The 14,351-nt window shown below is 66.1% G+C and carries 12 protein-coding genes; 9 read left to right on the top strand and 3 right to left on the bottom strand.

From position 1 onward, the window contains the following. The first annotated feature begins 20 nt into the window (after positions 1–20). Positions 21–1,586 (top strand): AMP-binding protein, encoded by a 1,566-nt coding sequence (locus tag CG716_RS18675; RefSeq protein ID WP_094482282.1) that lies wholly within the window; start codon positions 21–23, stop codon positions 1,584–1,586. On the opposite strand, the gene CG716_RS18670 is transcribed toward CG716_RS18675, so the two are convergent. After that, positions 1,550–3,157, bottom strand: coding sequence for an FAD-dependent oxidoreductase (locus CG716_RS18670; RefSeq protein ID WP_094482280.1), 1,608 nt, complete (start codon positions 3,155–3,157; stop codon positions 1,550–1,552). The genes CG716_RS18675 and CG716_RS18670 overlap by 37 nt on opposite strands. A gap of 148 nt (positions 3,158–3,305) precedes the next feature. Beyond that, a complete protein-coding gene (locus CG716_RS18665; protein ID WP_094482278.1) occupies positions 3,306–4,007 on the bottom strand; it encodes an IclR family transcriptional regulator in 702 nt (233 codons plus the stop codon). A gap of 171 nt (positions 4,008–4,178) precedes the next feature. Here CG716_RS18665 and CG716_RS18660 point away from each other — a divergent pair, with 171 nt between their 5' ends. The 8 genes from CG716_RS18660 to CG716_RS18625 are packed head-to-tail and all read left to right on the top strand — an operon-like array spanning position 4,179 to position 13,304. Next, the gene (locus CG716_RS18660; RefSeq protein ID WP_094482276.1) at positions 4,179–5,042 is read left to right on the top strand and encodes an alpha/beta fold hydrolase; all 864 of its coding nucleotides are present in this window, start codon (positions 4,179–4,181) and stop codon (positions 5,040–5,042) included. Between the two features lie 2 nt (positions 5,043–5,044). Beyond that, a complete protein-coding gene (locus tag CG716_RS18655; protein ID WP_094482274.1) occupies positions 5,045–6,724 on the top strand; it encodes a bifunctional 3-(3-hydroxy-phenyl)propionate/3-hydroxycinnamic acid hydroxylase in 1,680 nt (559 codons plus the stop codon). Then, positions 6,672–7,592: a 3-carboxyethylcatechol 2,3-dioxygenase gene (locus tag CG716_RS18650; protein WP_234817910.1), complete on the top strand. Its 921-nt coding sequence runs from the start codon at positions 6,672–6,674 to the stop codon at positions 7,590–7,592. Before CG716_RS18655 ends, CG716_RS18650 begins: the two co-directional genes overlap by 53 nt. Continuing rightward, positions 7,589–9,355, top strand: a complete 1,767-nt coding sequence (locus CG716_RS18645) for an FAD-binding protein (RefSeq protein WP_094482270.1) — start codon at positions 7,589–7,591, stop codon at positions 9,353–9,355. The genes CG716_RS18650 and CG716_RS18645 overlap by 4 nt, the downstream gene beginning before the upstream one ends. Next, positions 9,352–10,659: an LLM class flavin-dependent oxidoreductase gene (locus CG716_RS18640; protein WP_094482268.1), complete on the top strand. Its 1,308-nt coding sequence runs from the start codon at positions 9,352–9,354 to the stop codon at positions 10,657–10,659. The genes CG716_RS18645 and CG716_RS18640 overlap by 4 nt, the downstream gene beginning before the upstream one ends. Positions 10,660–10,663: 4 nt before the next feature. Beyond that, the gene (locus tag CG716_RS18635; protein ID WP_094482266.1) at positions 10,664–11,485 is read left to right on the top strand and encodes a coniferyl-alcohol dehydrogenase; all 822 of its coding nucleotides are present in this window, start codon (positions 10,664–10,666) and stop codon (positions 11,483–11,485) included. Between the two features lie 14 nt (positions 11,486–11,499). After that, positions 11,500–12,480, top strand: a complete 981-nt coding sequence (locus tag CG716_RS18630) for a cyclase family protein (RefSeq protein ID WP_275988269.1) — start codon at positions 11,500–11,502, stop codon at positions 12,478–12,480. Next, positions 12,477–13,304: an alpha/beta fold hydrolase gene (locus CG716_RS18625; RefSeq protein WP_094482262.1), complete on the top strand. Its 828-nt coding sequence runs from the start codon at positions 12,477–12,479 to the stop codon at positions 13,302–13,304. Before CG716_RS18630 ends, CG716_RS18625 begins: the two co-directional genes overlap by 4 nt. 207 nt (positions 13,305–13,511) lie before the next feature. Here the strand turns inward: CG716_RS18625 and CG716_RS18620 are convergent, their stop codons facing one another. Then, the gene (locus tag CG716_RS18620) at positions 13,512–14,351 is read right to left on the bottom strand and encodes a mycofactocin-coupled SDR family oxidoreductase (protein WP_094482260.1); all 840 of its coding nucleotides are present in this window, start codon (positions 14,349–14,351) and stop codon (positions 13,512–13,514) included.

The following is a 14,351-nucleotide window of genomic DNA, read 5'->3' as shown; positions in this document are numbered from 1 at the left end:
GCCAAGCGGAGGTGCTGTAGTTGAGGAATATCCCGGTTGAGCTGAGTAAACGTTACGTCGAGGAGGGTTGGTGGACACCCGATACCCTCGGTGAGCTTCTCGCCCGAGGGCTCGCGGCCAGCCCCGACACGGGGTTCTGGGTGCACTCCGGGGTGCGCCCGTTCAGCGGCACGTTCCGCGATGTGGAGATCGCCGCACGCCGGCTGGCCGCGGGCCTACGGTCTCGCGGCGTCGGTCCCGGCGACGTCATCGCCTTCCAGCTGCCGAACTGGGTCGAGGCGGCGGTGACGTTCTGGGCGTCGTCGTTCCTGGGCGCCGTCGTGGTGCCGATCGTGCACTTCTACGGTCGCAAGGAACTGACCCACATCATCGGCACGGCGCGGCCGAAGGTCTTCATCACCACCGAGCACTTCGGCCACATGACGTTCCAGCCGGACTTGTGCGCGGACATCCCGATCGTCGGGTTGGTCGGCCAGGATTTCGAGGAGCTGTTGGCCGACGAGCCGATGGCCGGCGAGCTGCACACCGATCCGGGCAGCCCGGCGCTCATCGCCTTCACCTCGGGAACCACCCGCGACCCCAAAGGCGTGATCCACAGCCATCAGACGCTGGGATTCGAGACCCGCCAGCTGTTGGCCAACTACCCGCCCGACCGCGGCAGGCAGATCACCGCCACACCCGTGGGCCACTTCATCGGCATGGTGGGGGCGTTGCTGATCCCCGTGTTGGAGGGCGCCCCGATCGACCTGACCGACGTCTGGGATCCGGGTCGCGTGCTCGAATTGATGGAATCCGAAGGCATGTCGATTGGCGGCGGACCACCGTATTTCGTGACCAGCCTGATGGACCATCCGAATTTCACCGACCGGCATTTGGCCAAATTCACGACGGTCGGGCTAGGAGGGTCGACAGTCCCGGTCGCTGTCACACAGCGGTTGGCCAACCTGGGACTGTTCGTTTTCCGTTCGTACGGCAGCACCGAGCACCCGTCGATCACCGGCTCGGGTGCGAGTGCTCCCGAGGACAAGCGGCTCCTCACCGACGGGGACGCACGCCCGGGGGTGGAGATTCGCCTCACCGAAGAAGGCGAAATCCTTTCCCGGGGACCGGATTTGTGCCTGGGCTACACCGATGACGCGCTCACCGCGAAAGCCTTCGACGACGACGGTTGGTACCACACCGGTGATATCGGCGTCCTCGACGAGGATGGCTATCTGACCATCACCGACCGCAAGGCCGACATCATCATCCGCGGCGGCGAGAACATCAGTGCGCTCGAGGTCGAGGAGCTGCTGCTGACCATTCCGGCGGTGGCCGAAGCGGTGGTGGTAGCCGCGCCGGATGCCCGCCTCGGTGAGCGCACGGCCGCGGTGCTGCGTGTCAGGGACGGGCACAGCATGCCCACGCTGGACGAGGTGCGCGCCCATTTCGACCGCTGCGGGGCGGCCCGGCAGAAGTGGCCCGAGGAGTTGCACGAGGTGACCGACTACCCGCGTACCCCCAGCGGCAAGGTGCAGAAGTATCTGGTACGCAAGGAGATTGCGTCGGCTCAACGAGTGGCAGCCGCGGCGAGGCCTGCCCGGTAGCCAAACACCATTGCCGGGCCCAGTGTCCCGCCCGCGCCGCCGTAGGCTCGTCCGGTCACGCCGGCCATCGCATTACCGGCGGCGAACAGTCCGGGTATCGGCGCACCGCTGACGTGAAGCACCCGGCCGTCGCGGTCGGTCCGCGGGCCGCCCTTGGTGCCCATCGCGCCGATCCCCACCGGCACGGCGTAGTAGGGCGCGGTGTCCAGCGGGCCGAGAGTCTGCAGCGCCGGCGTGGCCGCAGTGTTGTCACCCCAATAGCCGTCGTATGCGCTTGCCCCACGCCCGAATTCGGGGTCAGTCTCCTCGGCGACGGCGGCGTTCCAAGCGGCCAGGGTCGCGGCCAGCCCGTCGGCGTCGATCCCGGTCTTGGCTTCCAGGTCGGCCAGTGACGCCGATTCGTTGAACCAGTCGGGTGCGATGCCGTCGGGTTCGACGCCGAGGAAGCCGTACTGCTTGAGGTGTTGGGCGTCGAACACGATCCACGCCGGGTCGTTGACATAGCCGGCTCGGGGGTCGAGCTGGTGGAACGGCCCGGACATCGAGTTGTACTCGCCGGCTTCGTTGAGGAAGCGCTTTCCGGCGCGGTTGACGATGATGCTGCGCGGCCGGGTGCGCTCCAAGCGGACACTGCGGCTGCGTGGTTTGCCGCCCAGGGTGTCGCCCGGGATCTGGATGACCGGTACCCACCAGGCCTCACCCATGTTCGCCAAGTCGGCACCGTGCGCCATCGCCATCCGCAGACCGTCGCCGGTGTTGTTCGGTGGGGATACCGGGCCACGCAACGGCCCGCGCAGGTAGGCCTCGACCAGGCGCTGATCCCATTCGAACCCGCCGGTGCCCAGAATCACCGCCTTCTCGGCTCGGATCCGGATCTGCTTGTCGCCCAGCGAGATCCGTACTCCGGTGATGCCGTCCGCGGAGCCGGTCAGTTCAACCGCGCGCGCCTCGGTCACCGGCGTGACCGCGAGGTCGAGCAGCCCCTTGAGGAGCCCGGCAATCAATGCGGTACCGGCGACGCAGTAGTCGCCGTCCATATCGTCGACGGAAGCGTGGATGCGGGCGCGTGTCTCGGCGTCGATGCCGACATTGCTGAAGTCGATGGGGAACGACGTAATGCGTGAAGCCCATTCGCCCATCGTCGCCCGGTCGAAGGGCTTGGCGTTCAACGACCGTCCGCCACCGGGCTGCCCGCCGGGCAGTTCGGGCTTGTAGTCGGGAAACCCCTCGGCGACCTCGAACTGCAGCGCACTGTTGGCCTCGATGTAGTCCAGCATCGCCGGGCCGGTGCGCACGAAGGTCTCGACCAGGTCGTGGTCCATGACGCCGAGCGATTGCGCCTCAAGGTATTTCAGTGCATCCGCGACCGTGAGCTCGCCGCCCGCGGCGCGGTTGTGCGCGGGGATCCATACAATGCCGCCCGACACCGCGGTGGTGCCGCCGACCGTCGACGCCTTCTCGAACACTGCCACCGATGCGCCCTCGACACGGGCGGTCAGTGCTGCTGTCAGCCCGGCGGCGCCGGTTCCCAGCACGACGACATCCACTTCCTCGTCCCAGGTGTCCGTCATCGCCGGTTCCTCACTTCACTGCCTTTGCCGCACAAGCACATTGGCGTGTGCACTTATCGAACTCAACTGTTCGTTGTTTTCACGCTAATGACGTCGATCGCCCAGTGTCAAGCGCTCCAGTCGGCGTTTGCCCAGTTCAGCGGGTTGCTTAACTCAGGACCGCGGAAAGGCGTTGGGCCGCGGTGATCGCCGCTTCCCGGCCGTGCAGCACGACGTCCTCGCGGTGCGAGATCAGGTTGATGCAGGTGTGTGGCGCAGTGGGGGGCCGGTGCACCGGCACCGCCAGGCCGTAGGTATTGGGTTCGACTTCGCCGTGGGTGATGATCCAGCCCTGCTCGCGTGCGCGGGTCACCAGAGGCCGCTCTCCGCTGCGATGCGGCATGCTGGCCAGCAGCGCGATCCCGGCTGCGCCCCGGTCAAGGGGGTAGCGGCTGCCTTCGTGGAAAGACAGTTGATAGGACACCCGGGTCGGCACGATGACCGCGATCGCGACCTGTTGATCACCCTCGGCAACTAGTAGCGACACCGTGGTGCCGAGCTCGTCGGCGAGTCCGCGCAGGGTCGGCAGGGACAGTTCGCGGACGTTGTTGTCGAACGATGCGCCCAGTGCGGCCAGGCCGGCCGCCGCCCGAAACCGGCCGTCCTCGGCCTTGGCCACCAGTCGGTAGGAGGCCAGGGTGCTCAGCAGTCGGTAGGCGATGGTCCGGTGCACACCGATATGGTCGGCGACCTGCTGGATCGTGAGCCCGCCCTTGGCCTCCGCGACCAGCTGCAACGCATGCAGACCGCGGGCCAGGGTCTGTGACCCCGGGGCGGCGGTGATCGGGTTTTCGGTGGGTGTCTGCGTCATCTCGTCCCCGTGCCTGATGTGCGAAAGCGGGTGCGAACCACCCCGAAGTGCCTTGACAGACGGCACTGCGAGAGTGATGCTCTTAAACTATCGCACGTCATAGTTCAATAATTACACATGTCGCTTACAAAAAGCGAGAATGCCATTATCACCGAGAATAGGGGCCAAGGGGTGCCGGAGTTCGAGAGCGTCTGGAGCGATTTGCAGGGCGTTGCGTTCTCGCAGGGTTATCTGGATGCCGGCGGGGTGCGCACCCGCTACCTGCACGCCGGCGATCGGGACAAGCCGGCGCTGGTTCTGCTGCACGGATCGGGCGGCCACGCCGAGGCCTACGTCCGCAACATCGAGGCGCACGCCGAACACTTCTCCACCTGGTCGATCGACATGCTCGGGCACGGCTACACCGACAAACCCGGGCATCTACTGGAGATCCCGCACTATGTCGACCACCTTGCGGCCGTGCTCGACACGATCGGGGCACAGCGCGCCTATATCTCGGGCGAATCGCTGGGCGGCTGGGTGGCCTCGCGCTTCGCCGTCGATCACCCCGACCGGCTCGAGCGGTTGGTGCTCAACACCGCCGGGGGCTCGCAGGCTGATCGTGAGGTGATGAAGCGGATCATCACACTGTCGATGGCTGCCGCCGAAAATCCCACGTGGGAGACGGTGCAGGCCAGGATCAAGTGGTTGATGGCCGACAAGTCCAAGGACTACGACGACATCGTCGCCAGCCGCCAGCGGGTGTATCGGCAGCCGGGATTCGTCGCCGCGATGCGCGACATCATGGCGCTACAGGATCCTGAGATCCGACAGCGAAACCTGATGAGCCCCAGCGACTATCGCGCGATCACCGCGCCGACGCTGGTGCTGTGGACCAGTGACGACCCGACCGCCGATGTCAGCGAGGGCAGGCGGATCTCGGAGATGATCCCGGGTGCGCGCTTCGAGGTGATGGAAGGCTGCGGGCACTGGCCGCAGTACGAGGACCCCAAAACGTTCAACCGGCTGCACATCGACTTCCTGCTAGGCCGGTGAGCATGGATTTTGACGTCGTCGTCGTAGGTGCCGGGCCGAGCGGTCTGACCCTGGCCAATACCCTTGGCCTGCAAGGTGTCCGCACCCTGATCGTCGACGAGCGCGACGCGCTGATCGACTACCCGCGCGGGGTCGGCCTCGACGACGAATCGCTGCGCACCTTCCAGGCGATCGGCGTGGTGGACGCCGTCCTCCCGCACACGGTGCCCAACCAGATCCTGCGGTTCTACGACGGCAAGCGCAGGCTGCTGGCCGAGATGGCGCCGCCCGACGCGCGATTCGGCTGGCCCAAGCGCAACGGCTTCGTCCAGCCCCTCGTCGACGCCGAACTGTTCAAGGGTCTCGACCGGTTCGACCACGTCGAGATCGCCTGGGGTCACCCGATGACCTCGATCGCCGAGACAGCCGACGGTGTCACCGTCGAATTGTCACCGGCCGACGCCGAGGTGCGGACAGTCAACGCCCGCTACGTCGTCGGCTGCGATGGCGGGCGTAGCGCGACTCGTCGCCTGATGGGGGTGTCCTTCGACGGTACGACGTCGTCGACCCGGTGGTTGGTCGTCGATATCGCCAATGATCCACTGGGGCATCCCAACAGCGAGGTCGGTGCCGATCCGGCCCGGCCGTACGTCTCTATTTCCATCGCTCACGGCATCCGCCGCTTCGAGTTCTTGATCCACGGCCATGAAACCGACGAGCAGGCCGAGGATCCGGAGTTCGTGGCACAGATGCTCTCGCGGTTGGTGCCCTATCCGGACAGGGTCGACATCATCCGCCGGCGCCTCTATACCCACCACTCCCGAATCGCGAGCTCGTTCCGCAAGGGCCGCATCATGATCGCCGGGGACGCCGCCCACCTGATGCCGGTGTGGCAGGGCCAGGGCTACAACAGCGGTATCCGCGACGCCGCAAACCTCGGCTGGAAGCTGGCCGCGGTGGTCAACGGGCAGGCCGGCGACGCACTGCTGGACACCTATGACGTCGAGCGCCGCAAGCATGCGCGCGCGATGATCGATTTGTCGACCACGGTCGGCAAGGTGATCTCACCGACCAACCCCCGCGTCGCCGGGGCACGAGACGTGCTGGTCCGTGCGGCCTCGCTGGTGCCGACGCTGAAGCGCTACGTCCTGGAGATGCGCTTCAAGCCGATGCCGCGCTACGAACAGGGCGCGGTGGTGCACAACGAGCCGCGCTCACCGTCCTCTGCAGTGGGCACCCTGTTCATCCAGCCTCGGGTGGACACCCGGGAACAGCAGAACGTGCTGCTCGACGACGTCATCGGCCCGTGGTTCGCGTTTGTGTGCTGGAGCAACAATCCTCGACAGCTGCTGGGCGAGAAGGCGTTTGCCGAATGGAAGGCGCTCGGCGCGGTCTTCGTGGCGCTGCGCCCTATCACCCAGCTGCACTGGACCGGCCACGACGACGCCGACGTGGTGGTGGTCGGTGATCGCACCGGAGCGTTGAAGGCCTGGTTCGACGCCCACGAAGAATCCGTGATGTTCCTGCGCCCCGATCGCTGCATCGCCGGCGCGTGCATCGCCCAACGAACACCGGAGCTGAGCGCGGCCCTGCTCGACAAACTCACCCTGACCCCGGGAGGAGGAACCGATGCCCCTGGCCCTCTGCTGCATGTCGCACAGTCCGCTGCTAAACCTTCCCGGCCCGTCGGCGGAACTGCTTGACGACCTCAACGCCCGGCTGGCCGAAACCCGGTCTTTCGTCGAGGATTTCGATCCCGAGCTCGTGGTCATTTTCTCTCCGGACCACTACAACGGGTTCTTCTACCGGCTGATGCCGCCGTTCTGTATCGGCAGTGCGGCCTCCGGTGTCGGCGACTACGGTACCCACGCCGGACCGCTGGACGTCCCCGCTGATCTGGCCAATGACATGGCTGCCGCGGTGTGGGACGCCGGCGTCGACGTGTCTTTGTCGGCGGCGATGGATGTCGATCACGGCACGGTGCAGCCCCTCGAGGTGATCTTCGGAGATGCCGCGTCCCGACCGGTCATTCCGGTGTTCATCAACTCGGTGGCAACACCGCTGGGTCCGCTCAAGCGTGTCCGGGCTCTGGGTAGCGCGATCGGTGAGTACCTGGGCACCCTGGGCAAGCGGGTGTTGGTCGTCGGATCCGGTGGGTTGTCTCATGATCCACCCGTGCCGACGCTGGCGACGGCGCCACCGGCGGCGCTGGAGCGCATCGTCGGCGGGGCGCCGATGTCCGCCCAAGGACGGGCGGCACGGCAGGAGGCCGTGATGGCCGCCGCGCACGAGTTTGCGCACGGGCAGAGCCCGCTGCAGCCGCTGAACCCTGAGTGGGATCACGCGCTGCTGGACCTGATCGACACCAACCGGCTGGCCGAGGTGGACAGCTGGAGCAACGACTGGATTGCCCGCGAGGCCGGTAATTCAGCGCACGAGATCCGCACCTGGGTGGCGGCTTTCGCCGCGATGGCGGCCCACGGTGAATACCAGACGCAGCAGCGCTACTACCGCGCTGCTCCCGAGCTGATCGCAGGATTCGCGATCCGGACGGCGGTAACCCGGTCATGACACAGTCCTTCGATCATTTCGTCGATGTCCTCGTCATCGGCTCCGGCGCGGGCGGCATGACCGCCGCGCTGCGCGCCGACGCGTCCGGAATGGACACGCTGATCGTGGAGAAGTCACCCAAATTCGGTGGCTCATCGGCACTGTCCGGCGGCGGCATCTGGGTGCCCGGCGCGCCGTCGCAACGCAAGGGCGGCTACTCGCCCGACCCTGCCGGAGTGTTCGAGTACCTCAAGACGATCACCGGCGGCCTGGTCAGCGACGAGCGGTTGCGCGCCTACGTCGACACCGCGCCGGAGATGATGGAGTTCCTGGAGAAGTCCAGCAGCTGGTTCGAATTCGTCTGGAAGCCGGGCTACGCCGACTATTACCCGGAGCTGCCCGGCGGGTCCGCGCGCGGCAGCACCATCAACGTCCCCGAGATCGATCTGCGCAAGCTCGGCGACGAGGAGCAGAACCTGCTCGCGCCACTGGCGCTGGCTCCGAAAGGAATCTGGTTCGCGCCCAAGGATCTTCGGCTTTTCTATCAGGTTCGGCAGAACTGGCGAGGTAAGGCGGTGCTGCTCAAGCTGATCTGGCGGATGTTCCGGGCCCGGGTGTTCGGCGATCGGATGGCCGCGATCGGGCAGTCGCTGATGGCGCGGATGAGGCTGGCGCTCAAGGAGAAGGGCATCCCGCTGTGGCTGTCGGCGCCCATGATCGAACTGATAACTGACTCGGACGGCGCAGAAGGACGGGTGGTCGGCGCCGTGGTGGAACGCGACGGCAAGCTGCTGCGGGTTGCCGCCCGGCGCGGGGTGGTGGTGGCCTCTGGCGGGTTCGACCACGACATGGTCTGGCGCCGTGAGCACCTACCGCTGCTCGAGAAGGACTGGAGTTTCGGCAATCCCGCAGCTACCGGCGACGGCATCCGGGCGGGGGAGAAGGTCGGTGCCGCCACCGATCTGCTCGATGAGGCGTGGTGGTTCCCCGCCATGTGCTGGCCCGACGGGCGCCTGCAGTTCATGCTCAACGAGCGGATGATGCCGGCTCAGTTCGTGGTCAACGGCGCGGGCCAGCGCTTCATCAACGAAGCGGCGCCTTACATGGATTTCGCGCATGCCATGATCGAGGGCCAGCGGGCGTTCCTGGGCGAGCGCCGCGACGGGGAAAAGGCTGTGCGACACATTCCCTGCTGGCTGGTCACCGACATCGCATCGTTCCACCGCTACGTGGTCGGCGGTCACCTGCCCATCCCGAAGGTGCCGTTCGCTCCGGTGCCTACCGGCCGAAAGATCCCGCAGGCCTGGCTGGACTCGGGGATCGTGAAGTCCGCCGACAGCTTCGGCGAGCTGGCCGCCAAGATCGGCGTTCCGGCAGACGAATTGCAGCGCACCGCATCCCGGTTCAACGAGCTCGCCCGCAAGGGTCACGACGACGACTTCAACCGCGGCGACAGCGCCTACGACAATTACTACGGCGACCCGACGCTGGCGAATCCCAACCTGGCCCCGCTGGGCAAGGCACCGTATATGGCCTTCCAGATCATCCTCGGCGACCTGGGCACCTCAGGCGGACTGCGCACCGACGAGCACGCCCGGGTGCTGCGTGAGGACGGGACCGTCATCGGTGGGCTCTACGCCACCGGGAACGCGTCGGCCGCGGTGATGGGCCGCAGCTACGCCGGTGCCGGCGCCACCATCGGACCCGCCATGACGTTCGGATACGTCGCGGCTCGTCATATTTTCGACAACTCCCCCCAATCCAATCGAGAGGTAACCGCATGAAAATCTCGCTGTTCTACGAGTTCCCGCTGCCGCGGCCGTGGTCGGAGGACGACGAGCACCAGCTGTTCCAGCATGGCCTCGACGAGGTCGAGCTGGCCGACAAGGCCGGCTTCTCCACCGTGTGGCTCACCGAGCACCACTTCCTGGAGGAGTACTGCCACTCCACCGCGCCCGAGATGTTCCTGGCCGCGGCCAGCCAGCGCACCAAGAACATCCGGCTCGGCTTCGGTGTGATGCATCTGCCCCCGCCGATCAACCACCCGGCCCGTATTGCCGAGCGCGTCGCCACCTTGGACCACCTGTCCAACGGGCGCGTCGAATTCGGCACCGGTGAAGGATCTTCGGTGGCCGAGCTCGGTGGCTTCGACATCGATCCCGCCGACAAGCGCACGATGTGGGAAGAAGCGCTCGAGGTCTCCATTCGCTGTATGACCGAGGTACCGTTCACCGGTTTCAAGGGGCAGCACGTCGAGATGCCCGCCCGCAATGTCATCCCCAAGCCGCTGCAGAGCCCGCACCCGCCTGTCTGGGTGGCATGCACGCGACCGTCGTCGGTGCAGATGGCGGCCCAGAAGGCCATCGGCGCACTGAGTTTCGCCTACACGGGTCCCGAGGCTCTCAAGGCCCGTGTCGACGGTTACTACAAGGAATTCGAGGAGCAGGGCTCGCCGGTCACCCCGGCGATCAACCCCAATCTGCTCGCCATCGGCGGTGACCTGTCGATGATGGTGGCCAAGTCCGATGAAGAGGCGCTCAAGAAGATCGGGATCGGCGGCGGCTTCTTCTCGTTCGGCATCATGCACTACTACATCAACGGCATGCACACGCCGGGTCGCACCGGTGTGTGGGAGCTGTACGAGAACGCCGTCAAGGAAGACCCGACCCTGGCCTACGGTCCGGGCCGCGGCGCCATCGGGTCGCCCGACACCGTGCGGGAGTTCCTGCGCGGCTACGAGGCCAGCGGCGTCGACGAGATCATCCTGCTGCTCAACCCCCGTAGCCACGAGGGCACGATGGAGTCCATCGAGATCATGGGCAAGGAGATCCTGCCGGAGTTCATCGAACGGGATGAGAAGGCTGTAGCGGCCAAGGCCAAGCGCCTCGAACCGGTGATCGACAAGGTCGAGGCGCGCCGCCAGCCGGTGGAAGCGCCGCAGTTCGACGAGACCTATGCCTTCGGTGGTCTCCCCACCGGCCGGGGCGGAAAGTTCACCGCCGGTGAGATTCCCGAGGCGATGGCCGAGATCAACGAAGGGCGGGTCAAGGCCGCGCAGTTGGAAAAGGAGAAGCGGGAAGCGAAGTAAGCACGTGGCCCACATCGACGATCTACTCCGATATGACGGCCGCCGCGTCGTGGTCACCGGCTGCGCGTCGGGCATCGGCGCGCAGCTGTGCGGTCAGCTCAGCGACTTGGGCGCCGTGGTGGTCGGCCTCGATCTTCGCCCCCCGGCCCCCGGCGGGGCGCAGCTGAGCGAATTCATCGAGGTCGACCTGGGCGATCCGGGTTCGATCGATCAGGCCGCCGCGACGGTGGGTGGTCACATCGATGGGCTGTTCAACGTGGCCGGGGTGTCGTCGGGCATCGGGAATCCGTTGTTGGTCGTCACGATCAACTTCCTGGGCACCCGACAGTTCACCGAAACCATCCTGCCAAAGCTCGGGCCGGACTCGTCGATCGTTTGTGTCTCCTCCCTGGCCGCCGCCAACTACCGTGAGAACCTGCCGCAGGCGGCCGGTCTGCTGGCGACGGGCTCGATGGCCGAAGGTATCCAGTGGTGCCACGACCATCCCGACGCACTGGTCGACGGTGGTTACCGGCTATCCAAGGAGGCGATCATCGGCTACGCGGTGAGCAGCGCCGTCCCGCTGGGCGCCAGAGGCATTCGAATCAACTGCACCGGACCCGGTGTGACCGAAACGCCGATCCTCGACCAGCTGCGTTCGGCGTACGGGCAGGGCCTGCTCGACGACATTCCCAAACCGCTGGGGCGGGTGTCGAATCCGGCCGAACAGGCCGCGGTACTGGTGTTCCTGGGCAGCAAGGCCGCCGGTTACATCACCGGCCAGGTCATCTGGGCTGACGGCGGCAACATCGCGGCCCGTCAAGCCGCCGACTATCAGAAGGGTTGACCAGCGTGGCCAGCATGAGTGATTTTCGCCGGGTCGCCGACGACGTCCGGAACTGGGGCCGGTGGGGCGATGCCGACGAGCTCGGCACGCTGAACCACATCACGCCCGAGAAGGTCGCGCAGGCGGCGTCAACGGTCAAGCACGGCAAGGTGTTTCCGCTCGGCGTCGACTTCGGTTCGTCGGGTCCGCAGGGCGCCTTCCAATACCGGCAGAACCCGACTCACGTGATGACGATCGACGGCGGTGACGCCACCACCCTGATGGAGTACGGGCCCAAGTGGCTCAAGAATCCGGCAGCTGTGCAACTGAGCGGGTACAGCACGGCCGGGCCGATGCGCTTCAACGACGACATGATCATCATGCCGCTGCAAGCAGCCACCCAGTGGGACGCGCTGTCACACGTCTACTACGAGGACAAGCTGTACAACGGCTTTCCCGCGGACTCGGTGTCCAGCCTCGGCGCCTACTACCTGGGCATCGACAAGGTCGACGTCAAGGGCATCACCTCGCGCGGCGTCCTGCTCGACATCGTCAAACTCCGAGGAGTGCCGACCTACCTTGAGCTCGGCGAGCCGATCACCCCTTCCGAACTCGACGAAGCGGCCAGGAATCAGGGCGTGACCGTGGAGCCCGGCGATATCGTGCTGGTCCGAACTGGTTGGTGGGCAAGATTTTTAGAGACTGGCGACGGCACCGAGCCGGGCGCCGGCCTGGACTGGACGTGTGCGTCGTGGCTGCAAGACCACCAGGTGGCCGCGGTCGCGGCCGACAACCTCATGGTCGAGAACCCGGCGTCGGGGGTGGAGGGCGCGATCCTGCCGATGCATATGCTGTGCCTGCGTGACATGGGCCTGATGCTGGGCGAATACTGGAATCTGACCGAACTGGCCGCCGATTGCGCTGCCGACGGACGTTACGAGTTCCAGCTCGTCGCGCCCCCGTTGAGCGTCACCGGTGGCGTCGGCTCGCCAGTCAACCCGATCGCCATCAAGTGAGCGTTCAGCATCGCAGCATCGTGGTCGACGGGCTGACAACTCATTTTCTGGAGGCGGGGGAGGGTGACCCCGTCGTACTGCTGCACGGTGGCGAGTTCGGGGTCAGTGCCCAAATCGGCTGGGAAAAGCTGATTCCCGTGCTATCGCAGAATTATCGGGTGTTGGCGCCGGACATGCTCGGGTTCGGCGAATCGGCCAAGGTCGTCGACTTCACCGACGGGCGGGGCATGCGAATCCGGCACATCGCCCGGTTCTGTGCGCTGCTGGGCATCGACTCCGCACATTTCGTCGGCAATTCGATGGGTGCCATCAATCTGTTGGTGGACCTGACGTCGGCAATTCCGGTGCTGCCGATCCGCAGCGCGGTCACGATCTGCGGTGGCGGCGAGATCCAGAAGAACCGGCACACCACCGCTTTGTACGAGTACGACGCCTCGTTCGAGGCCATGCGGGCCATCGTGGAGGCACTGTTCTTCGATCCGGCTTACCCCGCCGATGAGGCCTACGTGCAACGGCGTTACGACTCGAGTATCGCCCCGGGTGCGTGGGAGTCATTGGCGGCGGCGCGGTTTCGCCGGCCGGGGCTCGATGTCCCGCCGACTCCGTCGAGCAGGCGGGCCTACGAGCGGATCGGCGTCCCGGTTCTGGTGGTCGAGGGCGCCGGGGACAAGCTCTTGCCGCCGGGCTGGGCTGCCGAGATCGCGGGGCAAATCTCCGGCGGTCGTTCGGCGGTCGTCGAAGGGGCCGGCCATTGCCCGCAGATCGAACAGCCCGACGCGCTGGCCGAGTTGCTGCTCACGTTCTTCGCCGAGCAGACCGACTAAGCCGACGCGACCGACTCCACGTCACTGGGTTACGACACTTTCCGAAAACGTGATATCGCCAGCGATATCGCGTTTCGGGGAGACATGGTGTCTCCTCGAAGGTCCCCGTCGACATCCGGACGCTGCCAGGCGTCGCCCAGCTGCCCGCCATCGACCCGGCAGCCTTGCATGAAGTAGCCCAGATTCAAGCGGCCAGATCGGGAGCTGTTACTTCAAGCAGCTTCCGCCGTCGACGGGGAGCTGGACACCGGTGATGAAGCGAGCCTCGTCGGAGGCCAGGAACAGCACCGCATTGGCGATATCCTCGGGCTCGACCCAACCGATCGGCAGCGTGTGCATGAACTCGCCGACCACCTTGATGTCGTCGGGGCCCGGGTTCTCCAGGTCGGGGCGGAACAGCTTCATGGTGCCTTCGTTCATGAACAGCGGGGTGTTCACGTTGGTCGGGTGCACCGAGTTGACCCGGATGTTCTTGGCGCCCAGCTCGACCGCGAACGTCTTCATCAGTCCGACGACACCGTGCTTAGCGGCGACGTAGTGGCCGCAGTGCGGGTAGGCCTTGATGCCGCCGACCGAGCTGGTCAGGATGATCGAGCCGCCGCGCTCACCCGCGAGGATGTGCGGCACACCGGCTTTGACCGTCTTCCAGACACCACCGAGGTTGATGTCGATCATCGCGGTCCAGTCGGTCTCGCTGGTCTGGTCCAGTGTCTGTCCGCCGTTGCCGATACCGGCGTTGGCGACGATGACGTCCAGGCGGCCGAACTCCTCGACGCCGGCGTCTACGGCGCCCTTGAGCGCGTCGTAGTCACGGACGTCGACCTGAGCGGTGAAAATGCGGCCGCCGGCGTTCTTGACCAGATCGGCGGTCTCGGCCAGATCTTCTGGCGTGGATGCGGCGATCAATTCGACCGTGTCGATCTTCTTACAGATGTCGACGGCGATGATGTCGGCGCCTTCCTGCGCCAGACGGACCGCATGGGCGCGCCCCTGCCCGCGCGCCGCACCGGTGACGAATGCGACTTTGCCTTCTACCCGACCTGCCAT

Origin of the sequence: Mycolicibacterium sphagni (assembly GCF_002250655.1) — a bacterium.
GTDB classification, from domain to species: domain Bacteria; phylum Actinomycetota; class Actinomycetes; order Mycobacteriales; family Mycobacteriaceae; genus Mycobacterium; species Mycobacterium sphagni.
Note: the sequence above shows the minus strand (reverse complement) of the source record. Positions and strands in the feature narration are given on the sequence as shown.